Origin of the sequence: Bradyrhizobium ontarionense (assembly GCF_021088345.1) — a bacterium.
GTDB lineage: Bacteria > Pseudomonadota > Alphaproteobacteria > Rhizobiales > Xanthobacteraceae > Bradyrhizobium > Bradyrhizobium ontarionense.
Genome location: NZ_CP088156.1, coordinates 6,789,028 through 6,813,739 on the forward strand (window position 1 = coordinate 6,789,028; position 24,712 = coordinate 6,813,739).

21 protein-coding genes are annotated in these 24,712 nt (G+C 66.5%); 10 read left to right on the top strand and 11 right to left on the bottom strand.

The window, feature by feature from the left end; all coding sequences use genetic code 11:
* The 3 genes from LQG66_RS29615 to atzD all read right to left on the bottom strand — a co-directional run bounded on the left by LQG66_RS29615 (position 1) and on the right by atzD (position 6,704).
* On the bottom strand, positions 1–2,529 hold the full coding sequence (locus tag LQG66_RS29615) for a TonB-dependent receptor (RefSeq protein WP_231319373.1): 2,529 nt from the start codon (positions 2,527–2,529) through the stop codon (positions 1–3).
* A gap of 402 nt (positions 2,530–2,931) precedes the next feature.
* Positions 2,932–5,325, bottom strand: coding sequence for a TonB-dependent receptor (locus tag LQG66_RS29620; protein ID WP_231319374.1), 2,394 nt, complete (start codon positions 5,323–5,325; stop codon positions 2,932–2,934).
* A gap of 263 nt (positions 5,326–5,588) precedes the next feature.
* On the bottom strand, positions 5,589–6,704 hold the full coding sequence (gene atzD / locus LQG66_RS29625; protein WP_231319375.1) for a cyanuric acid amidohydrolase: 1,116 nt from the start codon (positions 6,702–6,704) through the stop codon (positions 5,589–5,591).
* A 119-nt stretch (positions 6,705–6,823) separates the two neighbouring features.
* Here atzD and LQG66_RS29630 point away from each other — a divergent pair, with 119 nt between their 5' ends.
* From LQG66_RS29630 to LQG66_RS29640, 3 genes are all read left to right on the top strand, one after another.
* On the top strand, positions 6,824–7,627 hold the full coding sequence (locus tag LQG66_RS29630) for an MBL fold metallo-hydrolase (protein WP_231319376.1): 804 nt from the start codon (positions 6,824–6,826) through the stop codon (positions 7,625–7,627).
* A gap of 19 nt (positions 7,628–7,646) precedes the next feature.
* Entirely contained in the window at positions 7,647–8,135 is a 489-nt protein-coding gene (locus LQG66_RS29635) for a DUF427 domain-containing protein (RefSeq protein ID WP_231319377.1), read from the top strand.
* A gap of 139 nt (positions 8,136–8,274) precedes the next feature.
* The gene (locus tag LQG66_RS29640; RefSeq protein WP_231319378.1) at positions 8,275–8,757 is read left to right on the top strand and encodes a hypothetical protein; all 483 of its coding nucleotides are present in this window, start codon (positions 8,275–8,277) and stop codon (positions 8,755–8,757) included.
* Positions 8,758–8,770: 13 nt separating this feature from the next.
* Here the strand turns inward: LQG66_RS29640 and LQG66_RS29645 are convergent, their stop codons facing one another.
* From LQG66_RS29645 to LQG66_RS29670, 6 genes are all read right to left on the bottom strand, one after another.
* Positions 8,771–9,205 carry a bleomycin resistance protein gene (locus LQG66_RS29645; protein WP_231319379.1) on the bottom strand — a complete coding sequence of 145 codons (435 nt, stop codon included), beginning with the start codon at positions 9,203–9,205 and terminating at the stop codon, positions 8,771–8,773.
* Between the two features lie 623 nt (positions 9,206–9,828).
* Positions 9,829–10,239: a hypothetical protein gene (locus LQG66_RS29650; protein ID WP_231319380.1), complete on the bottom strand. Its 411-nt coding sequence runs from the start codon at positions 10,237–10,239 to the stop codon at positions 9,829–9,831.
* A 126-nt stretch (positions 10,240–10,365) separates the two neighbouring features.
* A complete protein-coding gene (locus LQG66_RS29655) occupies positions 10,366–11,022 on the bottom strand; it encodes an Mpo1-like protein (RefSeq protein WP_231319381.1) in 657 nt (218 codons plus the stop codon).
* A gap of 247 nt (positions 11,023–11,269) precedes the next feature.
* Positions 11,270–11,464 (bottom strand): DUF2783 domain-containing protein, encoded by a 195-nt coding sequence (locus LQG66_RS29660; protein WP_231319382.1) that lies wholly within the window; start codon positions 11,462–11,464, stop codon positions 11,270–11,272.
* Positions 11,461–13,098, bottom strand: a complete 1,638-nt coding sequence (locus LQG66_RS29665) for an FAD-dependent oxidoreductase (protein ID WP_231319383.1) — start codon at positions 13,096–13,098, stop codon at positions 11,461–11,463. The genes LQG66_RS29660 and LQG66_RS29665 overlap by 4 nt, the downstream gene beginning before the upstream one ends.
* A gap of 51 nt (positions 13,099–13,149) precedes the next feature.
* Positions 13,150–13,692 (bottom strand): VOC family protein, encoded by a 543-nt coding sequence (locus LQG66_RS29670; RefSeq protein WP_231319384.1) that lies wholly within the window; start codon positions 13,690–13,692, stop codon positions 13,150–13,152.
* Positions 13,693–13,832: 140 nt separating this feature from the next.
* On the opposite strand from LQG66_RS29670, the gene LQG66_RS29675 reads away from it, so the two are divergent.
* Complete coding sequence (locus tag LQG66_RS29675; RefSeq protein ID WP_231319385.1) at positions 13,833–14,327, top strand: MarR family winged helix-turn-helix transcriptional regulator; 495 nt, start codon at positions 13,833–13,835, stop codon at positions 14,325–14,327.
* 118 nt (positions 14,328–14,445) lie between these two features.
* Complete coding sequence (gene htpG, locus LQG66_RS29680; RefSeq protein WP_231319386.1) at positions 14,446–16,314, top strand: molecular chaperone HtpG; 1,869 nt, start codon at positions 14,446–14,448, stop codon at positions 16,312–16,314.
* Between the two features lie 26 nt (positions 16,315–16,340).
* Here htpG and LQG66_RS29685 read toward each other — a convergent pair whose 3' ends face one another.
* Entirely contained in the window at positions 16,341–17,342 is a 1,002-nt protein-coding gene (locus LQG66_RS29685; RefSeq protein ID WP_231319387.1) for a Bug family tripartite tricarboxylate transporter substrate binding protein, read from the bottom strand.
* 178 nt (positions 17,343–17,520) lie between these two features.
* On the opposite strand from LQG66_RS29685, the gene LQG66_RS29690 reads away from it, so the two are divergent.
* The 5 genes from LQG66_RS29690 to LQG66_RS29710 all read left to right on the top strand — a co-directional run bounded on the left by LQG66_RS29690 (position 17,521) and on the right by LQG66_RS29710 (position 24,201).
* Positions 17,521–19,323, top strand: a complete 1,803-nt coding sequence (locus tag LQG66_RS29690; protein WP_231319388.1) for a long-chain-acyl-CoA synthetase — start codon at positions 17,521–17,523, stop codon at positions 19,321–19,323.
* 126 nt (positions 19,324–19,449) lie between these two features.
* Positions 19,450–19,695 (top strand): acyl carrier protein, encoded by a 246-nt coding sequence (locus tag LQG66_RS29695; RefSeq protein WP_231319389.1) that lies wholly within the window; start codon positions 19,450–19,452, stop codon positions 19,693–19,695.
* A complete protein-coding gene (locus LQG66_RS29700; protein ID WP_231319390.1) occupies positions 19,682–21,070 on the top strand; it encodes a class I adenylate-forming enzyme family protein in 1,389 nt (462 codons plus the stop codon). Before LQG66_RS29695 ends, LQG66_RS29700 begins: the two co-directional genes overlap by 14 nt.
* A complete protein-coding gene (locus LQG66_RS29705; protein WP_231319391.1) occupies positions 21,063–21,794 on the top strand; it encodes an SDR family NAD(P)-dependent oxidoreductase in 732 nt (243 codons plus the stop codon). Before LQG66_RS29700 ends, LQG66_RS29705 begins: the two co-directional genes overlap by 8 nt.
* A 112-nt stretch (positions 21,795–21,906) precedes the next feature.
* The gene (locus tag LQG66_RS29710) at positions 21,907–24,201 is read left to right on the top strand and encodes a heavy metal translocating P-type ATPase (RefSeq protein WP_231319392.1); all 2,295 of its coding nucleotides are present in this window, start codon (positions 21,907–21,909) and stop codon (positions 24,199–24,201) included.
* A gap of 1 nt (position 24,202) precedes the next feature.
* On the opposite strand, the gene LQG66_RS29715 is transcribed toward LQG66_RS29710, so the two are convergent.
* Positions 24,203–24,592 carry a hypothetical protein gene (locus LQG66_RS29715; RefSeq protein ID WP_231319393.1) on the bottom strand — a complete coding sequence of 130 codons (390 nt, stop codon included), beginning with the start codon at positions 24,590–24,592 and terminating at the stop codon, positions 24,203–24,205.
* Between the last annotated feature and the right edge of the window lie 120 nt (positions 24,593–24,712).

Consider the following 24,712-nt stretch of genomic DNA (forward strand, 5'->3'; position numbering starts at 1 on the left):
TCAGAAGTGTCCTGACAGGACGACCGATGCGCTTCTTCCCGGACCGACGAGCACGAATGGCGTGGCACTCTGATAGAGCGCGTCGTAGTAGAGCTTGTCGAAGATGTTGGCAACAAACACCTTGGCGGTCCAGTTCTTGTCGATCTTGGCTTCCGCGAAGGCATCGAAGCGCCAGTAGCTTGGCAGCTCGGTGCCCTGGTTGGCCGCGAGGAAGGTGCCGCCGAAGATCTTCGAGCGGTACACGGCCTGGCCGCCGATCTCCCAGGTGTCGTTGATCTGGTACTTGGTCAGCAGGCTGAACGACTGGTGCGCGGTGTTGGCGAGCTGCAGGCCGACATTGCTGGTGAACAGCGCCGTGTTGGCCGGCGGGACGTTCGACTTGGTCACCTCGGACTGCATCAGCACGAGGCCGCCGAAGATGCTCCATTTGTCGGTCAGCTTGCCGCCTGCCTGCAGGTCGATGCCGCGGATACGGTACGCGGCGCCGGCCGAGAGACACGGCACGGTACCGGTGGTGCCCGCCGGATAGGGGCAATCCGCCGTCGCCGTGGTCGCGGTGATGTTGCGCGACTCGCGGGCATTCTCCTTCTCGGTCTGGAACAGCGCCGCGGTGACCAGCAGCCGTCGGTCGAGCAGCTCCCACTTGGTTCCGATCTCGATGGAGGTGTTCTTCTCAGGCCCGAAGATCTGGCTGGCACCGCCATTGGTGACCGCAGAGAGGCCGCCATATTGCGTGCTGAGGCCGTCGAATTCCGCGCCGACCGGGTTGGACGAGGTGGCATAGGCCGCATAGAAGCTGGCATAGGGCACCGGCTTCAACACGATGCCGAGGTTGAAGTTCGGCATGCCGCTGTCCGCCGACGTCGAGCCCGGCACGTTGGCGACGCCGTTGACGGTGCCGAAGCCGTCGACCCGGACGTCGTACTTGTCGTAGCGGATGCCGCCGTTGAGGATCACCAGATCCCGGTAGTTGACGCTGTCGAGCGCATAGACGCTCGCCGTATCGATCTTGATGTTGGTCGGGAACTGGCTCAGCGACGGGATGCCGAACGGCAGGTTGGTGAACTGCGGATTGAACACGCTCACGGTGGAGAGCGATCCGGTCCCCGAGAACGGCAGGCCCTGCTGCTCGGAGGTCAGGCCGGTGTAGCTGTTGATGAGTGCCTTTTCCTGCGAGACTTCGAGGCCCGCGAGCAGCGTGTGCTTGAAGGCGCCGGTGTCGAACTTGTACGTCGCCTCGAGCTGGTTGGCGAGCACGTCGGTCTGCTGGAAGCGGCTCTGCGGGTTGGCCCTAATGACCGAGTTGGACAGCGGGTCGGTGAGCGTGGCGCCTTCAGGCAGCGTGCCGATGTAGTTCAGGGTCGAGCGCGACACCCGGACCTTGTCGGAGATCGTCAGGTCGGGCGTGACCTTCACCTCGGCATTGAACGAGCCGATGTCCTGGCCGATGCGCGAGAAGTCGCGGTTGACGAAGCCGTACCAGTTGTTGCGGGAGGAGCCAACCTCGGGGAACGGCGCGCCGGCAGCGAGCGTGCTCGGCCGGTAGTACGGCACGCCGAAGTCCGGACGACCGGTCACCTCGCTGTGGACGTAGTTGGTGGACAGGGTCACGGTGTCCAGCGGCGTCCACTTGGTCGAGATGAAGCCGCCATTGCGATTGTCGGTGACGTAGTCGCGCCCCGCCACGCCGGCATCCTGGAACATCCCGCCGACGCGCGCGGCGAAGGTGGGCGTGATCTTCTGGTTGACGTCGATGACGATGCGCTTGGTCTTGTCGGTGCCGAGCGTGCTGTCCATGTTGTAGAAGCTGTTCTCGGTCGTGGCCTGCTTGGTCACGATGTTGATCGCGCCGCCGGTCGTGCCGCGTCCGGCGAAGGACGAGGCCGGGCCGCGCAGGATCTCGACCTGCTCGGTGAAGAAGTTTTCGCGCACGCTGACGCCGCCGTCGCGGACGCCGTCGATGAAGACGTCGTTGCGGGCGTCGAAGCCGCGGATGAAGAAGCGGTCGCCGAACGCGTTGCCGCCTTCGCCGGTTCCGAGCGTCACGCCGGCGGTTGAGAGCACGGCGGACCGGAGGCTGGTGGAGTTCTTGTCCGCCAGGATTTCCTTGCTCAGCACCGTCACCGTCTTCGGCGTGTTGAGCAGCGGCTCCGGAAACTTGCCGGAGGCCTGCAGGCGCTCGCCCTTGTAGGGCGACGCCGGGCTCGAATAGGGATTGCGGTCGGCCGGCAGAGTGGGCTTCGGCGCCGCTGCCTGTTGCTGCTGCTGCTGACGGGCCGCGCGGCGCAGCGCATCTCGTGCCCGGATCTGGTCGGCCGTGGGCCGCGACGCCGCCGGCTTGGGACGGGCGGCCGGAGCTTCGACGTTGACGGACGGCAGAGGCGCCTGCTGGGCTTCGGCGCTGGTGAAGGAAGCGACCGCGATCAGGCCGGCCACCGCCGATACCGTGACGCCGGAAACGTCCGAAGATGGATATCCCTCGGGCGCGATCGTCCCGCGCAAGCTTCTTGGAAAGACTGCCTTACCCATATTCGACTACCCCACTCGCTACGCAATACTTGTTCTTGGGTTCGTTGGTTTGCGCGCAATCGGCCTGATCCAATTGCGAACGAGTGGCAAACTCAAAGGCAATCGGACCAAAAGTGGGTTCCGCAGGTGGCTAGAATGAGAAAGGTTTCGATCGATGTCTGAGAATAACAATTGATCGCAAAATGTCGCGTCACAGCAACACTCGAAACCTCCTGGTTGAGCTCTGATCCGTTGTTCAATTGCTGATGGGAGAAAGCCTGACCACGATACCGTCTCCAGGGCCGCTACCGTGCGTCGTAATGTCTCAGCCGACGATGGCCCGTGGGGTCTCTTCTCCCGCCGCATCGAGGGATGCGGCGGGAATCCGGCGGTATTGTTTCCTGACGGAGGCGCGGCCCCGATTCAGAACTTTGCGGTCGTGATCAGGTAGAAAGCCCGTCCGGGCGCGACCGCAGTGAAGGGAACGTTGCTGCGATAGAAGGTATCGTAATAGAGCTGGTTGGTGAGGTTCTGGGCGTAGACCTTCATGCTCCAGTTCTTGTCGATCTGCTTCTCCACGAACGCATCGAAGCGCCAGTAGCTCGGCAGCTCGTTGCCGGTGTTGGCCGCGAAGGTGCCGCCGAACACCTTCGAGCGGTACACCGCCTGGCCGCCGATCTCCCAGCCGTCGTCGAACTTGTATTTCGTGAGCACGCTCAGCGACTGGTGCGCGATATTGGCGAGCTGCAGACCGGTGTTGGAGGCGACGCCGCTCTGCGTCACCTTCGACTGCATCAGCACCAGGCCGCCGAAGATGCTCCAGCGGTCGGTGAGCCTGCCCTCCGCCTCGATGTCGATGCCCTGGATGCGATAGGCCGCGCCTGATGTCAGCAGGCCGTTGACGGTCTCGCGCGCATTCTCCTTGACGGTCTGGAACAGCGCGCCGGTCACCAGCAGATGACGGTCGACCAGCTCCCATTTGGTGCCGATCTCGGCGCCCTTGTTGCGTTCGGGGCCGAGGATGATGGTGCTGTTCGGCGGGATGCCGCCGTAATCCGTCGCGGTGCCGTCGAGCTCCGAGCCGAACGGATTGGCCGAGGTCGCATAGGCCGCGTACAGGCTGCCGATCGGCATCGGCTTGTAGACCAGGCCGACATTGTAGTTGATCAGGTCGGAATCGACCGTGGTCGAGCTCGTGTTGTTTGACGAGCGCATCGCATAGCCGTCGTAGCGCAGCCCGCCGGTGAGGATGATCACGTCGCGCCAGTTCGCGGTGTCGATGACATAGGCGCTCTTGCTGTCGACGTCGTAGCGCGTCGGATTTCCGGTCAGGAACGGCACGGTCGCGAACGGCAGGTTGGTGTAGCCGGGGCTGAAGATGCTCTGGTTCTGCAGCGCGCCACCTGCGGTGCCCTGGTTGCCGAACGCCTCCGAGGTCAGCCCGGCGTAGCGGTCGATCGAGATGTTCTCCTTGGAGAATTCGGTGCCGACCACCGTCGTGTGCTTGACCGGACCGGTGTTGAACTTGATCGTCGCATCGTTCTGGTTGGCCCAGTTGTCGACGGTCTGGAAGCGGCTCTGCGGACTCGCGTTGAAGAACCATTTGGTCGGGTCGGGGCTCGCCGTTCCCGCCACCGTCGTATTGGGCAGCGTGCCGATGTAGTTGAGCTCCGAATGCTCGCCACGCAGCTTGCTGCTGAGCGTGATCGCGTCGTTGAGTTTCAGCTCGGCCGCCAGTGTGCCGAAATCCTGCCGCGCCGCCTGGAAGTCGCGGTTGAGGAAGCCGTACCAGGTCTCGCGCGGGATGCCGGCCGAGGTCACCGGGATGTTGCCCTGCTTGTAGAACGGCACGCCGAAATCCGGATAGCCGCTGAGATCGGTGTGGACGTAGTTGGTCGTGACCTTCAGCGAATCGGTCGGTGTCCACTTCGTCGAGACGAAGCCGCCCCAGCGGTCGTCGGTGACGTGATCGCGGCCGGCGACGTTGGCGTCCTGGAACAGGCCGCCGGTGCGCACCGAGAAGGTCGGCGAGATCGTCTGGTTGACGTCGAGCGTCACGCGCTTGGTCTGGTCGGTGCCGAGCGTCGACTCCGCGTTGTAGAAATTGCGGTCGCCGGCCTGCTTGGTGATGATGTTGATGGCGCCGCCGGCGGTGCCGCGTCCGGCATAGGCCGAGGCCGGTCCGCGCAGGATCTCGACCTGCTCGGTGAAGAAGTTCTCGCGCACCGAGACGGCGGGATCGCGGATGCCGTCGATGAAGATGTCGTTGCGTGCGTCGAAGCCGCGGATGAAGAAGCGGTCGCCGAAGGCGTTGCCGCCTTCGCCGGAGCCGAGCGTCACGCCCGCGGTCGAGCGGCCGATCTCCTTCAAGGTCGTGACGTGCTTGTCCTCCAGCACCTCCTTGCTCATCACGGTGATGGTCTTCGGCGTGTTGACCAGCTTCTCGGTGAATTTGCCGGACGCCACGCGGTCGACCTTGTAGGGCGCGGCCGCATCCGCATAGGGGTTGGCGTCGGGCGGGGTCTGCGGGCCGGCAGGCGCCGGCTGCTGCTGCGGCTGGCGGGCCGCCCGGCGCAGCGCGCTGCGGGCGCGCACCTGGTCGGCAGTGGGTCGCGAGGCCGCCGGCTTGGCCCGCGCTGCCGGGGCGTCGACAGTGACGGATGGCAGCGGCGCCTGCTGCGCCTCGGCACCCGAGAACGACGCCACGACAATCAGGCCCGCGACCGCCGACACTTTCATCCCCGATCTATCGGAAGCGGGCTCCCATTGGTGCGCGAGGCCCCCGCGCAAGCTTGCTGGAAAGACGGCTTTAGCCATAATCGACCACCCCACTGGTTACACAGAACTGAACCTCGGTTCGCATGTTCGGCGGTTGGATCCGCCAAATGCGAATGGTTCTCAACAGTGGCTCGAAACTCGACTAAAGCTGGTTCCGCCGGTGGCAGCACTGGGACGATGTTACCTAATGCATGTGATAATCAGTCGCATCTAGTGCGTTGGTGGCACTAAACGGTTCAATATTACCGTGCGCATCGACCCGAGGGCGCTCGTCCGGAACGACGTCGTTCGGCGGCTCTCGTTCAGGTCCTGTCGACGATGATCGCGATCGGCCCGCCGCCGTCCGGTCCCTGATGCTCGGCACCTCCGGAGACGAACAGGTCGGTGAAGCCGAACAGCCCGGCCAGCGCGCCGGCGACGAAGGCCCGGGCATGGCGGGTCGAGGAGATGTCGCTGTCGTCCAGCATCGTGTGCCTTCGGCCGCGCACCTTGCCGCTCTGCGCCGCCTCGGCCTTGGCGAGCACGGCGGCGATGCGGCCGCGGCCGGCCTCCGGCACCTGGCCAGGCACAGCCAGCCCGAGCCGGGCGAGGGCGGCACGCGCGGGCTCGATGTCGATGGCGTCGCGCATGACGGCATGATCGATGGCGAGTGGCCCGGTCCAGGCCGCGGACATGCCGGCCACCATGATCTCATGGTCGAGTAGCTCGACTCCGCCCGACGTCGCGGCGCGCTCGCTGTAGCGCGCATAGTCCGAACAGATCATCGCGTCGGACAGATCGGACAGCGTCAGCTCGCCGAGCGCGACCGCCACCCCGAGCGCGGAGGCGCCGCGCGAAAATCCCATCGACTTCAACGTGTCGCGCACGGCCGTGCGTAGCCCGCGCGCGTCCACGGCCTCGATCCGCTCCATCGTCAGCAGCGGGCATTTCACCTGGACGTAGTGGACGTCGGCGGGATCGCTGATGCCGGCATCCTTGATGGCGGCCGTTACGCCGGCCGCGACCTGCTCGACCTGCTGCATGCGGCCGAGATGCTCCCCCGCAAGCGGGGGTGTCTGCGCCCGGCCGAGCGCCAGCGATTTGACGAACGCGCGCGGCGTGTCATCGCGGGCCTCGCGTGCCTCGAACACGATCATGTGCGGCGACAGCGCGCCCTCGGTGCCGCCCGACATCACCATGGCGATCCGGCGCAAGGCCTCGGTCGGGAGATGTTTTTCGAGCAGCGCTTCGAGCGACCGCACGGCGAAGGCGCGGGTGAAGTCGTTGACGCAGCCATTGCCCTCCGTCTTGCCGAGAATGGCGACGATGCCGGCCGGGTCGATGCCGCCCTCCGCGATCGCAGCTTCCAGCGCGCTGACGTCATCCGGGCTCCGCATCGGCAGGCGGTGGACGTGAGCGCAGCGCGAGGCGGTCGGCATGTTTCAAACTCCTGTGTGCAGTCTCGGAACAGTAGGCAATCACGAAGCTGCGCGCGACCGTGTTGCGGGATGGCCGGCATGCTAAGGTCGCCGCTTCCCGAAGTCGGATGGCGGTGACCATGCCTCTCTGGACCTGCTTTCAATGCGGCGCGCAGTTTCCCGATACGGCCTCGCCGCCGGCCGCGTGCAAGATCTGCGACGAGGAGCGCCAGTTCGTGAACTGGAGCGGGCAGAGCTTTCTCAGCCGCGACGAGCTCTCCGCCCGCCGTCAGGTCGTCTGGCGCGAGGACGACGGCGTGACCGGCCTTGGCCTCGACCCGAGCTTCGCGATCGGCCAGCGCGCGCTGCTGATTCCAGAGCCCGACGGCTGCGTGATGTGGGATTGCATTCCGCTGGCGACGGAGGCGGCCGTCGCCCAGGTGCGTTCGCTCGGCGGGCTGAAGGCCATCGCGGTGTCCCACCCGCATTTCTATGGCGCGGTGGCCGACTGGAGCGAGGCCTTCGGCGCTGTGCCCATCTATCTCCATGGCGACGACCGGGACTTCGTCACCCGGCCGCATCCCGCCATCGTGCCGTGGACCGGCGACCGTCTGGCCATCTCGGATGATGTCGTGCTGCTGCGGACCGGCGGGCATTTCGCCGGCGCCACCGTGCTGCATTGGCGCAAAGGCGCTGATGGCAAGGGCGCGCTGTTCACCGGCGACATCGCCATGGTCGCCATGGATCGCCGCCATGTGAGCTTCATGTACTCCTATCCGAACTACATCCCGCTCGGCGCCGCCGCCGTGCGCCGGATCGCCGCCGCCGTCGCGCCGCTGGCCTTCGACCGCATCTACGGCGCGTGGTGGCAGAAGAACATCGCGACCGGTGCGAAACCGGCGTTCGAGCGCTCGGTCGCGCGCTATCTCGCGGCGATCGCCTGAGCTTGCTGGAGACATCGCCATGCAGCGTGTGCCGCCCGGGCCCGGGCAGGAATCCGTCTGGGACTATCCGCGGCCGCCGCGGCTGGAGCGCTGCGAGGCGCGGCTGCGCGTCGTGTTCGCCGGCGTCACGATCGCCGACACACAGGATGGCTACCGCGTGCTCGAGACCAGCCATCCGCCGGTCTACTACCTCCCGCCGCAGCACGTTGCGATGCAATTGCTGCGGCGCGCGCCTGGCCGTTCGTTCTGCGAGTTCAAGGGCGTCGCGAGCTACTGGACGGTCGAGGCCGACGGCCGCGTATCCGAGCAGGCGGCCTGGAGCTACGAGCAGCCGACGCTGTCCTTCGCAGCGATCGCCGGACATCTTGCTTTCTACGCCTCGCGCGTCGAGTCCTGCTTCGTCGGCGATGAGCGCGTCGCAGCGCAACAGGGCGACTTCTACGGCGGCTGGATCACCTCGGCCGTGGTCGGCCCGTTCAAGGGCGCGCCCGGCACGCGGCACTGGTAGCTGATCCAACCGCCGAGCCTGATCGTATAGGATATCGGTCCCAGCCGGCTGCTCGCGCAGCGCGGCCGGTCTTGGGCGTGGCGAGGACACGACCCCTTGCCATCACTGATCTCATCTTCACGACGCCGGGGGAAATGCCATGCGACGGTTGATGAAGTTCCTGCACACGATGGGCGCGATCGGCATGATGGGCGCGATGGCCTGCCTGGTCGTGCTGCTCGGCATGATTCCGCAGCCTTCCGAGTCGCTGTCGCACTACGCCGAGATGCGCGCGGCGATGGGCGCCATCGTCCGCTACGTGTTCTTCCCCTCGCTCGGCCTGACCCTGATCGCCGGCCTGCTCGCCATCGCCATCAATCGCGCGCTGCACAGCGCCGGCTGGGCGCTCGCCAAGCTGGCCTCGGGCATCTTGGTTTTCGAATGGGGCTTTGCCGCGGTGCAGGGGCCGATGCAGGAGGCGGCGGAGGAGGCCGCGCGCGCCGTCGCCGGCCAGATCGATCCGGCCACGCTCGCGCCGTCCTTCGGCACCGAGCAGGGCGCCATCTGGGTCATGCTCGGCGTCGCTACCGTCAACGTCATTCTGGGCGTCTGGCGCCCGCGGTTCACGAACCTGCCGGATTGAGAGAGCAAGGCGCCTATCTCAATCCCAGGTCCTGCGCGAACCGGAGCAGGTAACCGTCGGGATCCTGAACCAGAAACTGGCGTTGGCCGCGAGCACGTTCGCCGACACGATACCAGGCCTCGCGGCATTTCTCGAATAGCGGCCAGTTCGCTTGCGCAAGTGCCGCCAGCATTGGATCGACGTCATCAACGACGATCTGGAAATTGATACCCCGTCCGAACGGTCGTTCGAGGGGGCCGGTCTCCCAATTACCGTTGTGCTGCATCAGCATCACCTGCGCGCCCTGCAACTCGATATACATGAAGCGGTCTTCGGGACGCTGATAGGCGATCCGAAAGCCCAGCAGGTCGCACCAGAAGCTCTTGCTCGCACCGAGATCGCTGACGTCCAGCTCGGGGACGAGAGGAGCGAAGCCACCGGTGGGCAATCTGTCGGAGGAGACGGTCATACCGTACCACCATAGCCGGCAGCGCGCGCGAGAGCCACGGCGTTTGGCTTGTCCGACGGAGCAAGATTCTTATTGCTATTTTTCCGAAATCGTGATTATCTCCGCCCATCCCGCCTCGTGCAGAGGGACGTACGCGTCGTCACGAACGTGGAGGTGGGCTGCGATGGACGTGAACGCGGCGCCAGACGAGCGCAGGCGTCACGGACGGCGAAGTCGTGTGGTCCTGGCCTCTCGACGCTGAGGTCAAGTTCGCGAGTGATGCTGTGACGGCTCGCGCGGGCGATGGGGGCAAGAAAGCCGATCCCCAGGGAGAGCACGAAGGACACCGTTAAAACCGATCGCGCAGGGAGGGCCGGGTCATCCGGCTGTACCTGTGGTTCCTGCCCCGTGCATTTCTTTCGCACGGGGGCCACGGGCCTCAGCCGAGGTCCGGCCTTCCCTGCGCCCTCTCGTTTTTCGAGAGGGACATCACTGCCGCATCACTCGGGCCCGATGGGCCGCGAGATCGCGATCACGCATGGGCACGATGTCAGCGCACCCACACGTACCAAGGACCGACGCGTCATCCCATCATGGGGGACGGCAGCGCACTCAGCTGGCTGCCGTCATCCATGCCGAACTGCTCAGAGCTGGGTCGCGCGCAGCTCGATCGTGAGCGGCACCGGGGTGCGCCTGGTGGCCGGATCGGCCGGCATCTGCAACACGCGGGCGCGCTGGCCGGCGGCGAGGTCGGTGACCTTGACGATGCGGCCGTTGGAAAATTCGAGCGCGTCGTGATGCTCGGTCAGCTTGTCCGTGTCGACCTGGCGGAAGCGGGCGAGATGGGCGCCAACCTTGCGGCGGAAGAAAAAGCCCTTGATGCGGACGTCGTCGTCGAAGGCGAGTTCGGTGCCCGGACGCAGGCATACCGCGGTCAAGGGATCGTCCTTGGTGCAGAAGCCGCGCGTCTCCGTGCTCGGAAAGCGACAGGAGACCAGCACGTCGGAGACTTGGGCATCACGGGAGGCAACGGTATGCAGACTGTAGTCACACATGGGGAGCTCCTGAAGACCACCAGCACTGAGGCCGCAACTGCGCAGCAGGAAAGTCGTTCCATGTGGCGGGCGTCGAAGCTCGTTCCCACCGCCCGGGCGACAGGCGGTGGGAACTCGCGCCGTGTGTCAGGTGAGGTGCGTAGCCTCCTCGGCCTCCGCGTCCTCGGCCTCGGCACCCCAATGCGATGCGTGCTTGATGGTCGGGTCGATCAGCTCGCCGCGCAGCAAGGCGAGCGGCGACTTCCAATACAGCGCGATGTTGTGGAACGGGTCGGTCAGCACCTTGAACGCCCAGATCAGGCCGGTGGAAACATCCTGCGTCGCAAACAGCTGGATGACGCGGAACAGGCCGCCGCCGATGCCGACGCCGAGCCACAGCACGCCGACGTGACGGACGAAGTCCATCCGGCCAGCCGGTTCGGCGAACAGGCCGAACAGCGTCGGAAACGCGAACAGCGCGACCGGCACCAGGCCCCACACCGTGAGCAGGACGATCTTGCGGGTCTGATTGTAGCCGACCTTGACCGATTCCTTGTAGTCGTTGGTGACGTCGTTGACGTGATCGTAGCCGTTCGGCTCGAAGAAGAAGTGCCCGGTCTGCCGCGTCAGCATCGCGAGCCAGCCGACCAGGCCGGCCATCGCCGGATCCTTGAACAGCAGCGCGTAGCAGACGAGGAAGATCACGGCGCTGATCAGGTGCAGCGTCTGATTGATCCGGCTCTGATGATAGTAGCGGTAGTCGTCGAAGCGCTGCGTCTGCAGGGTCTTGTAGTAGCGCGGCATGCGAATCCCCGTGCGGTTGTGGAACGAGACGGAGGCGTAGAGCGCTTCAGTGAAGGTGGCGTGACATTATGATGTTGTCACAATGAAACCGACCGGTCGCGGATTGGAGCCCGCCCACAGCGCCGACGAACGGCCACGCCCGTGGCAGGCGAATCTCCGGGTGATCGCTGTCTCTGCCGTAACAGGCCAGCGTGCGGCATTGATCGGGATCAAAACCGCACGCCGATGCGGTGTGTTGCTGTCTGCCTCAGCCGCCGGGCGAGCGCGCCAGCCGGATCGCCTCGCTGAGGATCGCGCGGTCGCCGATATGGTTGGCGAGCAGCAGCACCAGCCTTGCGTTCATGCGCAAGGCCTCGTCCTCGCTGAGCTCGCGCTGGCCGCCGATCAGCTCGGCATAGAAGTCGTCGGGATCGCTGATGTTCGGAGCAAGGGTCAGGCTCATGCGGCAAGCTCCTGCTTTGACGCGCTGCGCTGGCCGCAGGCGCGCCGGATGGCATCGGCGATTGCGGCCTCGTCGAAGCGTGTCCAACGGGCGGTGACGTAGTGATCGGGCCGGAACAGATAGGTCGTGCCCGGCGAGGCGCCGTAGCGCTCCGTGAGCAGCCCTTTGGCATCGGCAATGTCGCGGCCGACGACGATGGCTCTGGCCGCGATGCCGTCGATGCTGAGCTCCTCGGCCGTCACCGTGCCGTCGAAAGTAACCACGGTGAAGCCGGCGCCGAGGCAGTTCAGGAACCAGCCGGGCTGGCCCGCGATCGTGACCGGCGCGTCGGCCGCATTGGTGCCGGGCGTCATGGCGCTGGGGAAGCTTGCGCTGTCCGGCGTGTTCAAGGAGGAGGCGACGTAGGGCGTCGGCGTCGACAGTCGCCCGCTGTTGACCAGCGGCCGCGCGAAAGCGTGATGCTGCGCAAGGTCGAGCACGGCGTCACGGAAGGTGCGGCTCGCTTGCGTCTTCGGCGTGATGAAGTCGGTCGCCCGTGTCGAGTTCAGGATGTTGTCGTCGGCGGCAAAGGCACGCTCCTCGTGGTAGCTGTCGAGCAGGCGCTCGGGCGCCTCGCCGCGCAGCACCAGCGCCAGCTTCCAGGCGAGGTTGTCGATGTCCTGGACTCCGGTGTTGGCGCCGCGGGCGCCGAACGGCGACACCTGATGCGCGGCATCGCCGGCGAACAGCACGCGGCCGTGGCGGAAATTGTCGATGCGCCGGCAGGCGAACTGATAGATCGACACCCATTCCAGCTCGAATTCGGTGGTCTCGCCCAGCATCGCCCGGATGCGCGGGATCACGCGCTCGGGTGTCTTCTCCTCGTCCGGATTGGCGTCCCAGCCGAGCTGGAAATCGATGCGCCAGATGTTGTCGGACTGGCGATGCAGCAGCACCGACTGCCCCGGATGGAACGGCGGATCGAACCAGAACCAGCGTTCGGTCGGGAACTCCGCCTTCATTCTCACATCAGCGATGAGAAAGCGGTCCTGGAAGAACTGGCCCTTGAACTCGGCGCCGACCATGCGCCGCGTGTCCGAATTGGCGCCGTCACAGGCGACCACCCATTGCGCCTCCATGGTGAAGATGCCGTCGGGCGTCTCCACCGCGAGGTCAGCGCAGTCGTCGGTATGCTTCAGGCTGACCAGCCGATGCTTCCAGCGCAGATCGACCAGCGGGCTCCGGTCGCAGGCGTCGACCAGGATCTCCTCCAGATAGTATTGCTGCAGGTTGATCATCGCCGGCCAGCGATGGTCGGGCTCGGGCAGCAGGTCGAACTGGTAGGAAAGCTGGTCGCGGAAGAACACTTTGCCGATGTTCCAGCTGACGCCCTTGTCGACCATCGGTGCGGCGCAGCCGAGCCGGTCCCAGATCTCGAGCGGGCGCTTGGCATAGCAGACGGCGCGCGAGCCGATGCTGACCGTGTCGTTGTCGTCGAGCACGACGACCGGCTGGCCGTGGGCGGCAAGATCGAGCGCGGCCGTAAGCCCAATGGGCCCGGCGCCGATCACGACGACCGGGTGGCGGCGGATCGTGCCGCTGCGCTGCTCCGCCGAGCAGACGTAAGGAAATCGCGGATAGACATAATTGCTCATGGCTGCCTCGCCTGGCGCGTTGCGGTCGGAGTTGTCGGATCGAGCGATCGCTCAGTCGACGCCGGCGAATTCCTTCTCGTGCATCCAGGCGGTGTGCCGCGGCGGCTTCTTGGTGGTGGCCCATTCGTCGACCATGGCGTGGGCGACCGACTTCATCCGGCCGATTTGCTCGGGCGTTGCGGTCCAGGCCGCGATCTCCAGCCGATGGCCGCTGGGATCATGGAAATAGATCGACTTGAAGATGGTGTGGTCGGTGATGCCGACGACGTCGAGGCCGGCGGCTTCGGCGCGCGCCTTGGCTTCCTCCAGCTCATCCATGTCCTTGACCTGGAAGGCGATGTGCTGGGTCCATTCCGGCGTATTGGGATCGCGGCCCATCGGCGGCGAGTTCGGCAGCTCGAAGAAGGCCAGGATGTTGCCGTTCCCGGCATCGAGGAAGATGTGCATGTAGGGATCGGGCGCCTTGGTCGAGGGCACGCGGTCCTCGGCGATCGCGCCGAGCAGGTCCATGTTGAGGACCTTCTTGTAGAACTCGACGGTCGCCTTGGCGTCGACGCAGCGATAGGCGACGTGATGGATCTTCTCGATCTGCATGTCTTCTCCTCCCGTGTTCGTGGTTGGCATGATAGTAACGGATGATACGATCTGGTGGCTTTGATCCAGATCAACCCGATCGGGATCGGATTGAGGTCGCCAGGGGCGAGCGCCTGGAACGAACGAGGGCAGGGGATGCGATGACGAAGGCGGTCAATGAGACCCGAGACCGGACAGACGGCGAGGGGACCACCGAGCACGAGCTCAGACTGCAGCGCTACTTTCCCTATCGGCTGGCCCGCCTCGCCGAGCAGGTGTCGCTGGCGGTGGCGGAGGTCTATGCCGACCGGTTTGCGCTGTCGCGGCAGGAGTGGCGGATCCTGGCGGCGCTGGGCGAGCAGCCGCGGTTGCCGACCAAGGAGATCGGCCGCCTGACGACGCTCGACAAGATGAATGTCAGCCGCGCCATGCAGAGCCTGGAGGTGCGCGGCATTGTCACCCGGAGCCGCGATCCGGAGGACGGGCGCGAACGGATCGTGACGCTTTCGGCCGCCGGGCGGGCGCTGTATCGCAAAATCGTGCCCTATGCGCTGGCGCGCGAGGCCGACCTGCTCGACGTGCTCACGCGGGAGGAGGTCGCCACCCTCAATACGGTCATCGACAAGCTCCTGAGCGCGACGGACCGGTCGGCATGAACAACTGCCACGGGTCCGGATGGGTGCTCGCAATGCTTGATCAGAGGCTTGATCGGCGCCGCCGCCACGCTATATCGACGGTCTCTCCCTCATTGCCAGCATGGGCCGACGCACGACGATGACAGACACCGCGACCGTTAGCCATTCCTTCCAGGCCGAAGTCTCCGAGTTGCTCCATCTGATGGTGCACTCCGTCTACTCCGAGACCGACATTTTCTTGCGCGAGTTGATTTCGAACGCCTCCGACGCCTGTGACAAGCTGCGCTACGAGGCGATCGCAAAGCCCGACCTGATCGGCGACGGCGAGGCGCCGCAGATCCGCATCATCCCGAACAAGGCTGCTGATACCCTGACCATTGCCGACAGCGGCATCGGCATGGACCGCCAGGAACTGATCGACCATCTCGGCACCATCGCCCGCTCCGGCACCAAGGCCTTCGTGCAGAAGCTGACCGAGGCCAAGGACGGCACCGGCCTGATCGGCCAGTTCGGCGTCGGCTTCTACTCGGCCTTCATGGTCGCCGACCGCATCGTCGTCATCAGCCGGCGCGCCGGCGGCGATGAGGTGTGGACCTGGACGTCGTCGGGCGGCGCCGGCTTCGAGGTCGCTGCCGCGTCCGAGGAGGAGGCCAAGCGGGTGGCGCGCGGCACCGAGATCGTGCTGCATCTGAAGGACGACGCCAAGAAATATCTCGAAGCTTTCGAGATCGAGCGCATCGTCACCGCCTATTCCGACAACATCCAGTTCCCGATCATGCTGGTGCCGGAGGAGGGCGAGCCGCGCCAGATCAACTCGGCCAGCGCGCTGTGGCAGCGCTCCAAGTCCGAGCTGACGCCGGAGGACTATGCCAAGGCGTACAAGTCGATCGCCAATGCCTTCGACGAGCCGGCGATGACGCTGCACTATCGCGCGGAAGGCCGCTATTCCTACGCGGTCCTGCTGTTCGCGCCCGCGACCAAGCCGTTCGACCTGTTCGAGCCGGCGCGCAAGGGCAAGGTCAAGCTCTATGTCCGCCGCGTCTTCATCACCGACGACGCCGACCTGATGCCGGCATACTTGCGCTTCATCCGTGGCGTGATCGACAGCGAGGATCTGCCGCTCAATCTGTCGCGCGAGATGCTGCAGAACAATCCGCAGCTGGTGCAGATCCGCAAGGCGGTGACGACGCGGGTGATCAGCGAGCTGGAGCAGCTCGCCGACAAGGACGCCGAGAACTTCGACAAAATCTGGGATTCCTTTGGCGCCGTCATCAAGGAAGGCCTGTACGAGGATTTCGAGCGTCGCGACAAGCTGCTGGCGCTGGCGCGCTTCACCACCACGACCGGCGAGAAGCGTTCGCTGAAGCAATATGTCGAAGGCCTCAAGGAGAACCAGACCGAGATCTACTTCCTGGTCGGCGACAGCATCGAGCGGCTGAAGTCCAATCCGCGGCTCGAGGCGGCCAAGGCGCGTGGCGTCGAGGTGCTGCTGCTGACCGATGCGGTCGATGCGTTCTGGACCTCGGCAAGGCTCGAATATGACGGCAAGCCGCTGAAGTCGCTGAGCCAGGGCGACATCAATTTCGATCCGATCCCGGTGACCGAGAAGGCCGAGGACGAGGCGCAGCCCGCGGCCGACGAGGCCAGCACGATCGCGCTGATCAAGGCGAGCCTCGGCGAGCACGTCACCGACGTGAAGGTCTCGACCCGGCTCACCACCAGTGCCTCGTGTCTGGTGGCCGGCAGCCACGGTCCCGACCGTGAGCTGGAGCGCATCCTGTCGCAGCAGGCGCGCGGCGCCCGCACCAAGCCAATCCTGGAGATCAACCTGCGCCATCCGCTGGTCGTGGCGGTCGCCAAGGCCGCGGCCGACAAGGCCAAGGTCGACGATCTGTCGTTCCTGCTGCTCGAGCAGGCGCAGATCCTGGATGGTGAATTGCCGGAGGATCCCGCGGCGTTCGCGGCGCGGCTCAACCGGCTCGTGCTGCAGGGCGTGGCGGGGGCGTGAGGCGGGACCGGTGCGGGCGCTAAGGCCTATCTGGTCGGGCTCGCCTGCGCGGCGACGAGCTTGCGCCAGTGCATGACCTCGGCCCGGTAGGTCGCCGCGTAGACGCCGCTGTCTCCGGTGATCGGCGTGGCGCCGAGTTCGGCGAAGTGCCTGTTGATCTCGGCATCGGCCAGTGCCGCGTTGATCTCGCGGTTGAGCAGATCGACGATCGCCTGTGGCGTGCCGTGCGGCGCGGCGACGCCGTAGAAGCCGGACGTCTCGAAGCTCGGCAGGACGTCGGCGACCGGCGGCAGCTCGGGGAAGGCCGCAGCGCGCTCGCGGGTCGAGACGGCGAGCGCCCGAACCTTGCCGCTGCGAATGAGGTCGACCGCGGCGGCCGTGTTGTCGAACATGGCGTGGATGTGGCCCGACGCGAGGTCGGTGAGGGCCGGACCCGAGCCGCGATAGTGCACCACGGACCAGGTGATCCCGCCGAGGGTCCGGAACAGGTCGGCCGACAGCAGCTGGACCGTGCCCGGTCCGGCCGAGCCGACGGTGAGCTTGCCCGGATTGGCCCTGGCATGGGCCAGGAACTCGGGCAGCGTCTTGACCGGCAATTGCCTGCTGACCAGGAGCAGCAACGGCATGCGCGCAAGCCCGGCGACCGGGACCAGATCGTCGTTGCCCTCTGCGGTGGTCGGCGCCGGATCGCGCGAGGCGTTGATGACGTTGGCGGTCGAGGTGGCGAGGATCGTGTAGCCGTCCGGTGCGGCGCTCGCGACGCTCCTTGTGGCGACATTGCCGCCGGCGCCGGGCCGGTGTTCGAGCACGAAAGGCTGGCCCAGCCGCAGCGAGAGCCGCTCGCAGATCAGGAGCGACAGGCGGCCGGTGGCGCCGCCCGGGGCAAACGGAATGACCCAGGTCACGGGCCTGGACGGGTAGGGCGCATCGGCCGCGGCGAACGCCGCGGCTGGAGATATCGCCGCAACGCTGCTCAAGGCGGCGCATTGCAGCAGCGCACGTCGTGTGATCGTCGTGTCCTTGGTCATGCCGGCCTTCGCGTTGGCATGTTCTGGGATCGCCACCCTAACGGGTATTTGCGAGTACTTCGTAAAGGATGGCATTCGTATCAACAGCGACGGACTTCTGGCCGGTTAACCGTGCCGGTTAACGCCTGGGCAGGCGGCCGCACCTATAAGAGCGCCGGACTTTGAAGCGGTGGCAGCCATGAACTCCGAGCGCGCGGACCGATCTGCGGAACCCATCACGCCCGGTCCCAGGCCGTCGACGGCGAAGATCTGGCTGAAGGCGATCGAGCTGACCTCGGGCATCGAGGCGGAGCCCGCAAGGTTGTTTGCCGACATCGTGGACGAGTGGGCCGTGCGGCAGCCCGAACGGCCGGCGCTGATCTCCGATCGCGAGACCTTCACCTATCGCGAGCTTGCGGCCCGCATCAACCAATATGCCCGCTGGGCGCTGGCGGGCGGCATCGGTCGCGGCGATACGGTGGCCCTGATGGTGCCGAGCCGGCCCGACTATCTCGCGGCGTGGCTCGGGATCAGCCGCGTCGGCGGCGTCGTGGCGCTCATCAACACCAACCTGGTAGGTTCATCGCTCGCCCATTGCATCAATGTCGCACGGCCGTCCCACCTCATCGTCTCGGGAGAATTCCGCGAAGCCTATGCGAGTGCAGATCCGCCGATCTCAGGCGCTCCGCGCGTATGGACCCACGACGGTGGCGAACTGGAGGCGGCGCTCGCTGCGACGGACACGCATGCACTCACGCCGGCCGAGCGTCCCGCGATCACCATCAACGACCGCGCCTTGCTGATCTACACGTCCGGCACCACGGGCCTGCCGAAGGCCGCCAGCATCAGCCATCGCCGCATCCTGAACTGGGGCGGCTGGTTCGCCGGGCTCACCGCCGCCGGTCCCGATGATCGCCTTTACGACTGCCTGCCGGTCTATCATTCCGTCGGCGGTATCGTCGCGCCCTGCAGCATGCTGCGCGCCGGTGGCGCGGCGGTGCTGGCGGAAAAGTTCTCGGCCCGGAATTTCTGGCGCGACATCACCCGTCACGACTGCACGCTGGTCCAGTATATCGGCGAGCTCTGCCGCTATCTGCTGGCGGCTCCGCCGTCCGACTTCGACCGCGCGCATCGGCTGCGGCTCGCCTGCGGCAACGGCCTGCGCGGCGACATATGGGACGCATTCCAGTCGCGTTTTGCCATCCCGCAGGTGCTGGAATTCTACGCCGCGACGGAAGGCAATTTCTCGCTCTACAACGTCGAGGGACGCGTCGGCTCGATCGGCCGCGTGCCGTCGCTGCTCGCGCACCGGTTTCCGGCTGATATCATCAGGCTCGATGCCGACCGGTGTGCGCCGCTGCGTGGGCCCGACGGCCTCTGCCTGCCATGCGCGCGTGGCGAGATCGGCGAGGCGGTGGGACGGATCGGAAAGGCGGACGAAGGCGGCGGCCGCTTCGAGGGCTATACTGACGGGGCCGAGACCGAGAAGAAGATCCTGCGCGACGTCTTCGCCAAGGGCGATGCCTGGTTCCGCACCGGCGACCTGATGCGCAGGGACGAGCAGGGCTTCTTCTACTTCGTCGATCGCGTCGGCGACACCTTCCGCTGGAAGGGCGAGAACGTTGCGACCAGCGAAGTGAATGAAGCGATCCTGCAATGTCCGGGCGTTGTGGAAGCCTCGACTTACGGCGTGGCCGTGCCCGGTGCAGACGGGCGCGCCGGCATGGCCGCGCTGGTGGTCGATGAGGAGTTCGATCGTGATGTGCTGTCGGCCGAGCTTGCCCGCCGCCTGCCGGTCTATGCACAGCCGGTGGCGCTGCGCATTACGTCGTCGCTGCAGGCCACGGAGACCTTCAAGCAGAAGAAGCAGGAATTGATGCGTGACGGCTTCGATCCGTCGGTCGTGTGCGAGCCGCTCTACATGCGAGATGCGACCGGCGCCTACCGCGCGCTCGATCGTGATCTCTATGCGCGGATCGCGGCTGGCGAGGTCCGTTTGTAGATGATTTTAATCATAGGCCATGACGGGCATTTACCAACGGCCCCGAAAGATCCCGCGCAGGTCCGGGTTCCTTCACCTTCCCGCTCTATGGTCGGTCGCATCGTTTGAACAGTGACGGATTGGGCCATGTCGGTACGGTTAAGAATCATTGCGGCGATCAAGCAGATCGCGGAGGAGCAGAAGGTCAAGCTGCCGCCGCTCACGGACGAATTGACGCTGCACGAGACCGGCTTCGACTCGCTCGCTTTCGCCATCCTGGTCGCCCGCCTGGAGGATGATCTCGGCGTGGATCCGTTCACGCTGTCCGAGGAAGTGACCTTCCCCAACACGATAGGTGATTTCATCGGGGCCTATGAGAATGTCCCCGCGTGAGGTCTTCGCGCTGCGCGATCATCTCGGGACCGCTCTGACCGAGCGGTCGATCTCCGATCCGCGTCACGTGGTGTCGCTCGCGCAGCTCGCGACTGACAGCTGCCTGGGCGGACGAAGCGGTGAGCTCGACGGACGTTCGGTGCTGCTCGCAACCTCCGGGCAATTGCTGGCCGGCCTTGCGCTGATCGAGATCGACGGCGTCGCCCGGCGCATGCTGCTGTGCCCGCCTGATCTGAAGCCTGAGCATCTCGCCAGCATCATCGCCGATGCCGGGATCGATGCCGTCGTCACCGACGAGCCCCAGCGCTTCGCAGAGTGCGGCGTGGATCTCGTCATCACGGTCGGCCTGCCGCAGCCCTCGACGGCGACCGGGCAGACCGTGCGCGCCACCGAATGGCTGATGCTGACCTCGGGGACGTCGGGCGTGCCGAAGATCGTCGGCCATACGCTGGACGGCCTGTGCGGCGCCATCGTCGGCGACAGTCCGGCTCCCGGCGAGGCGATCCCGGTGTGGGCCACCTTCTATGATATCCGCCGCTATGGCGGACTGCAGATTTTCCTCCGGGCGATCGTCGGCGGCGGCTCCATGGTGCTGTCCGATCCGGGCGAGGCGCTGGCCGACCACATCGCGCGCCTCGCGGCGCGCGGCGTGACCCACATCTCCGGAACGCCGTCGCATTGGCGCAAGCTGCTGATGAGCGGCTCGATCGAGGGCTTTAGGCCGCGCTATGTCCGGCTCTCCGGCGAGATCGCGGACCAGGCCGTGCTCGACGGATTGAAGCGGGCGTTTCCCGACGCTTCGATCGGTCATGCCTACGCCTCGACCGAGGCAGGCGTCGGTTTCGCCGTCAATGACGGGCTGGAAGGTTTCCCGGCGACCCTGCTCGGCGAAGGCCGTGGCGCCGTCGACATGAAGGTCGTCGACGGCTCCCTGCGCATCCGCTCCAAGCGCGCCGCCCATGCCTATGTCGGGCGCGCCGCGGCCGAGCTCACCGATGGCGACGGCTATGTCGACACCGGCGACATGGTGGAGCTGCGCGGCGGCCGCTACTACTTCGTTGGACGTCGCAACGGCATCATCAATGTCGGCGGGCTCAAGGTCCATCCCGAGGAGATCGAGGCCGTCATCAATGGTCATCCCGAGGTGCGGATGTCGCGCGCCAAGTCGCGCCGCAGCCCGATCACGGGCGGTATCGTCGTGGCCGAGGTGGTGCTGACGGCGGATGCTGATCCGATGCGGGCGGATATGGTGCGTAACCAGATCCTCGCCGAGTGCCGCACGCGGCTGGCCGCCCACAAGGTGCCGGCGATGATCCGGTTCGTGGCGGCGCTCGACGTCACCCCGGCCGGCAAGCTGGCGCGCACCGATGCGTAACGTCCTCGTCACCGGCGGCAGCCGCGGCATCGGGCTGTCCATCGCGCGCAGGCTCGCGGGCGCAGGCTACGACGTGATTGCTGTCGCCCGTCGCGAGAGCGCGGAGTTGCGCGCAGCGATCGCCGAGTTCGGCGCCAGCAGCGGCGGCATCCATTTCCGCGCCTGCGACCTCAGCGTGATCGATGCACTCCCGAGCTTCGTGAAATCGGTGCGCGATGAGTTCGGTCCACTCTACGGGCTCGTCAACAATGCGGGCGTCGGGACCGAGGGCCTGTTGGCCACGATGCACAATTCCGAGATCGAGGCATTGGTGCGGCTCAACGTGCTGGCGCCGATGGTCCTGACCAAATACGTCGTCCGCCACATGATGGCGGCGGGCGAGGGCCGCATCGTCAACATCTCCTCGATCATCGCCAGCACCGGCTATAATGGACTGTCCGTCTACGGCGCCACCAAGGCTGCCGCGAACGGCTTCAGCCGCTCGCTGGCGCGCGAGGTCGGCAAGGTCGGCATCACCGTGAATGCGATCGCGCCCGGCTTCATCGCGACCGAGCTGACACAGAGCATGGACGACGAGCAGCAGAAGCGCATCGCCGGCCGCAGCGCCTTGCGCCGGCTGCCCGAGACGGACGACGTGGCGGCCATGGTCGAATACCTGCTCGGTGACGGCGGGCGCAACGTCACCGGCACGGTGCTGACGGTGGACGCCGGCAACACGGCGTGAAGCCATTGCGTCCGGATCGCAGTCCCCGCGACCCTGCTTGCGGTTGATTTCGCTCAAGCGCCGGCGGGGCCGCTGCGGCGATACTGCGGGCGTAATCCGGAACCTTCCTGCCATGTTCGAACGCATTCTGCGGTGGACCCTCGTTGCAATCGCGGTCGCCGGCCTCGCCGCCGGCGGTCTCGCGCATGCGGCAGGTCGCGCCGACCTCGCCGGCGTCGCCTTTACGGCCTCGACGGTGCCGGTCATCGTCGGGCTGGTCGCCTCGATCGTCAGGGATGTCCTGGCCGGGCGCATCGGCGTCGATGCGATCGCGCTGGTGTCGATGAGCGCGGCGATCATCCTTGGCGAGCCGCTGGCCGGCGCCGTCGTCGCGCTGATGTATTCCGGCGGCAACGTGCTCGAGGACATCGCCGTCGCGCGCGCCGAGCATGATCTGCGCGCGCTGGTCGATCGCGCGCCACGCGAGGCGCACCGCCGCCGCGGCGACGAGATCGAAGACGTTCCCATCGCCGGCGTGGCCGTCGGCGACCGCCTCATGGTCCGCGCCGGCGAGATCGTCCCGGTCGATGGTGTGGTCGAATCGGCCATCGCCGTCGTCGACGAGTCGGCGCTCACGGGCGAGCCGATCCCGGTCTCGAAAACACGTGGCATGGCGATCCTGTCCGGATCATTGAATGCCGGCGAGACTTTCGAACTCTCGGTCACGGCCACCGCCGGCGAGAGCACCTATGCGGGGATCGTCAAGCTGGTGACGGCGGCCCAGACGGCGAAGGCGCCGTTCGTGCGGCTCGCCGACCGCTATGCGCTGATCTTCCTGCCGGTGAGCCTCGCCATTGCGGCTGCGGCCTATCTCGCTTCGGGCGACGTCATCCGGAGCCTGGCGGTGATGGTCGCGGCGACGCCGTGTCCGTTGATCCTGGCCGCCCCTGTCGCGTTCATCGCCGGCGTGGCACAGGCGGCGCGCAACGGCATCCTGGTCAAAGGCGGCGGCAAGCTGGAAGCGCTCGCCCGCGCTCACACCGTGCTGTTCGACAAGACCGGTACGCTCACCGTGGGTGGGGCGCGCCTGCTGTCGGTCGAGGTCGCAGCAGGGGAGGACGCGGACACGGTGCTGCTGCTCGGCGCATCGCTGGAACAGGCCTCGCATCACGTGGTGGCGCATGCGATCGTCCAGGCCGGCCTTGGCCGCGGGCTGAAGCTGAAAGTGCCCGAAGCGGTGAGAGAGACCATGGGCTCCGGCCTCGAAGGCGTCATCGATGGCCGCCGCATCGTCGCCGGCTCGCGCGACCTCGTGCTGGGTAACCGTACGCCGGCGCCGTGGGCGGCCCGGGCGATCCGCCGCGCCTCCTGGCGCTCGGCGCTCATCGTGTTCGTCGCCGTCGAGGGGCAGCCCATCGGCGCATTGTTGTTGGCAGACGAGTTGCGCGCGGACACCCCGCGTGCCATCCGCTGGCTGCGCGAGGCCGGCATCGCGCGCATGGTGATGGTGACCGGCGACCGCGCCGCAGCCGCCCAGGCGATCGGTGCCGCCCTCGATCTCGATGCGGTGCTGGCCGACCGCGTGCCGTCCGACAAGGTCGACGCGGTCAGGAGCGAGCAGCGGCTGCATCCGACGATCATGGTGGGCGACGGCATCAACGACGCGCCGGCGCTGGCGTCCGCCGATGTCGGCATTGCGCTCGGTGCCCGCGGCGCCAGTGCCTCGTCGGAAGCGGCCGACGTCGTGATCCTCGCGGATCGGCTCGACCGCGTCGGCGAGGCGATCGTGATCGCGCAGCGCGCCCGCCGCATCGCTTTGGAGAGCATCATCGCCGGCATGGCGCTGTCGTTTCTCGCCATGGGCGCGGCCGCGTTCGGCCTGCTGCAGCCGGTGCCGGCGGCGCTGGTGCAGGAGGCCATCGACGTCGCCGTCATCCTCAATGCGCTGCGCGCGCTGCTGCCGGCCGGCCGCGGCAAGGCTGGCCGCATCACGGCCGAAGACGGTCGCGGGCTCCGGCATGATCATCAGGCGCTGCTGCGCGGCCTCGATCGCCTGCGTTCCATCGTCGATGCCCTCGACGAGGCCTCGCCTGAACAGGCCATCAGCCTGATCGGGCAAGCCAACGCGGTGGTCCAGGATCAGGTCGTCGCGCACGAGCGCGACGACGAGGGCTCGGTCTATCCGCGGCTCGCGCGGCTGCTGCAGGACAGCCACGGCCTCTCGGCCATGAGCCGGGCGCATCGGGAGATCCTGCATCTGGCGCGGCTGCTCGGCCGGCTCGCGGAGGAACTCCCGTCGGAGCACGTGGATCGCTACATGATCCGCGACGCCCAGCGGGTGATCGAGGCGATCGAGACGCTGGTGCGCATGCACACCGCGCAGGAGGACGACATCTATGAGGCGGTGGCGGCGCGGTCGGCCGCGTAAATTATTCAGGATGTTTCGGCAGGTCGATCCGCTCGTCCGCGAATTCGGGCGGACCGTCGATCAGGCGGCGGATCCGCCGTTCGCGCTCGTCCGCAGGCAGGTTCGGGTCCAGCATCTGGTCGATCAGCCGGATCGCATTCTGCTCGATCACGATCCGCTCCGTCGGCTTGGGCTGTGGAGTTACCGCCGGCCGGGACGCGTGCAGGCCGAGCGCGAGCAGCCGGCCGATGGCATCGGAGCGCGTGGTTTCCTGCGCCTCGGCCCACGCGTCGATCTCTGCGGTGAGCTCCTGTGACAGCTTCACCGCACTCACGGCGTCATGTCCCAGCCGGACTGCGGGACTATGATCCCTTCGCGTATCGGACAATGGCGTCATCTGCCTGTTGATCATATCAACCTAAAATATGCTCGGGGGGATGGGGTTTGATTCGGATCAAAGACGTCCTAAGAAAGCGACCTTCTCGCGGCGATCCGGCCGCCGGAAGCGAAGCGCGTGTCTGCCGCCAGGCAG

Excerpts from the sequence above, each read along its gene's own strand:
- LQG66_RS29670 (WP_231319384.1), bottom strand. The coding sequence starts at position 13,692 with ATGCAGATCGAGAAGATCCATCACGTCGCCTATCGCTGCGTCGACGCC.
- htpG (WP_231319386.1), top strand. The coding sequence starts at position 14,446 with ATGACAGACACCGCGACCGTTAGCCATTCCTTCCAGGCCGAAGTCTCC.
- LQG66_RS29620 (WP_231319374.1), bottom strand. The coding sequence starts at position 5,325 with ATGGCTAAAGCCGTCTTTCCAGCAAGCTTGCGCGGGGGCCTCGCGCAC.
- LQG66_RS29650 (WP_231319380.1), bottom strand. The coding sequence starts at position 10,239 with ATGTGTGACTACAGTCTGCATACCGTTGCCTCCCGTGATGCCCAAGTC.
- LQG66_RS29695 (WP_231319389.1), top strand. The coding sequence starts at position 19,450 with ATGTCGGTACGGTTAAGAATCATTGCGGCGATCAAGCAGATCGCGGAG.
- LQG66_RS29685 (WP_231319387.1), bottom strand. The coding sequence starts at position 17,342 with ATGACCAAGGACACGACGATCACACGACGTGCGCTGCTGCAATGCGCC.
- LQG66_RS29710 (WP_231319392.1), top strand. The coding sequence starts at position 21,907 with ATGTTCGAACGCATTCTGCGGTGGACCCTCGTTGCAATCGCGGTCGCC.
- LQG66_RS29660 (WP_231319382.1), bottom strand. The coding sequence starts at position 11,464 with ATGAGCCTGACCCTTGCTCCGAACATCAGCGATCCCGACGACTTCTAT.
- LQG66_RS29630 (WP_231319376.1), top strand. The coding sequence starts at position 6,824 with ATGCCTCTCTGGACCTGCTTTCAATGCGGCGCGCAGTTTCCCGATACG.
- LQG66_RS29700 (WP_231319390.1), top strand. The coding sequence starts at position 19,682 with ATGTCCCCGCGTGAGGTCTTCGCGCTGCGCGATCATCTCGGGACCGCT.
- LQG66_RS29615 (WP_231319373.1), bottom strand. The coding sequence starts at position 2,529 with ATGGGTAAGGCAGTCTTTCCAAGAAGCTTGCGCGGGACGATCGCGCCC.
- LQG66_RS29705 (WP_231319391.1), top strand. The coding sequence starts at position 21,063 with ATGCGTAACGTCCTCGTCACCGGCGGCAGCCGCGGCATCGGGCTGTCC.
- LQG66_RS29715 (WP_231319393.1), bottom strand. The coding sequence starts at position 24,592 with ATGATCAACAGGCAGATGACGCCATTGTCCGATACGCGAAGGGATCAT.
- LQG66_RS29635 (WP_231319377.1), top strand. The coding sequence starts at position 7,647 with ATGCAGCGTGTGCCGCCCGGGCCCGGGCAGGAATCCGTCTGGGACTAT.
- LQG66_RS29690 (WP_231319388.1), top strand. The coding sequence starts at position 17,521 with ATGAACTCCGAGCGCGCGGACCGATCTGCGGAACCCATCACGCCCGGT.
- LQG66_RS29640 (WP_231319378.1), top strand. The coding sequence starts at position 8,275 with ATGCGACGGTTGATGAAGTTCCTGCACACGATGGGCGCGATCGGCATG.
- LQG66_RS29655 (WP_231319381.1), bottom strand. The coding sequence starts at position 11,022 with ATGCCGCGCTACTACAAGACCCTGCAGACGCAGCGCTTCGACGACTAC.
- atzD (WP_231319375.1), bottom strand. The coding sequence starts at position 6,704 with ATGCCGACCGCCTCGCGCTGCGCTCACGTCCACCGCCTGCCGATGCGG.
- LQG66_RS29675 (WP_231319385.1), top strand. The coding sequence starts at position 13,833 with ATGACGAAGGCGGTCAATGAGACCCGAGACCGGACAGACGGCGAGGGG.
- LQG66_RS29645 (WP_231319379.1), bottom strand. The coding sequence starts at position 9,205 with ATGACCGTCTCCTCCGACAGATTGCCCACCGGTGGCTTCGCTCCTCTC.
- LQG66_RS29665 (WP_231319383.1), bottom strand. The coding sequence starts at position 13,098 with ATGAGCAATTATGTCTATCCGCGATTTCCTTACGTCTGCTCGGCGGAG.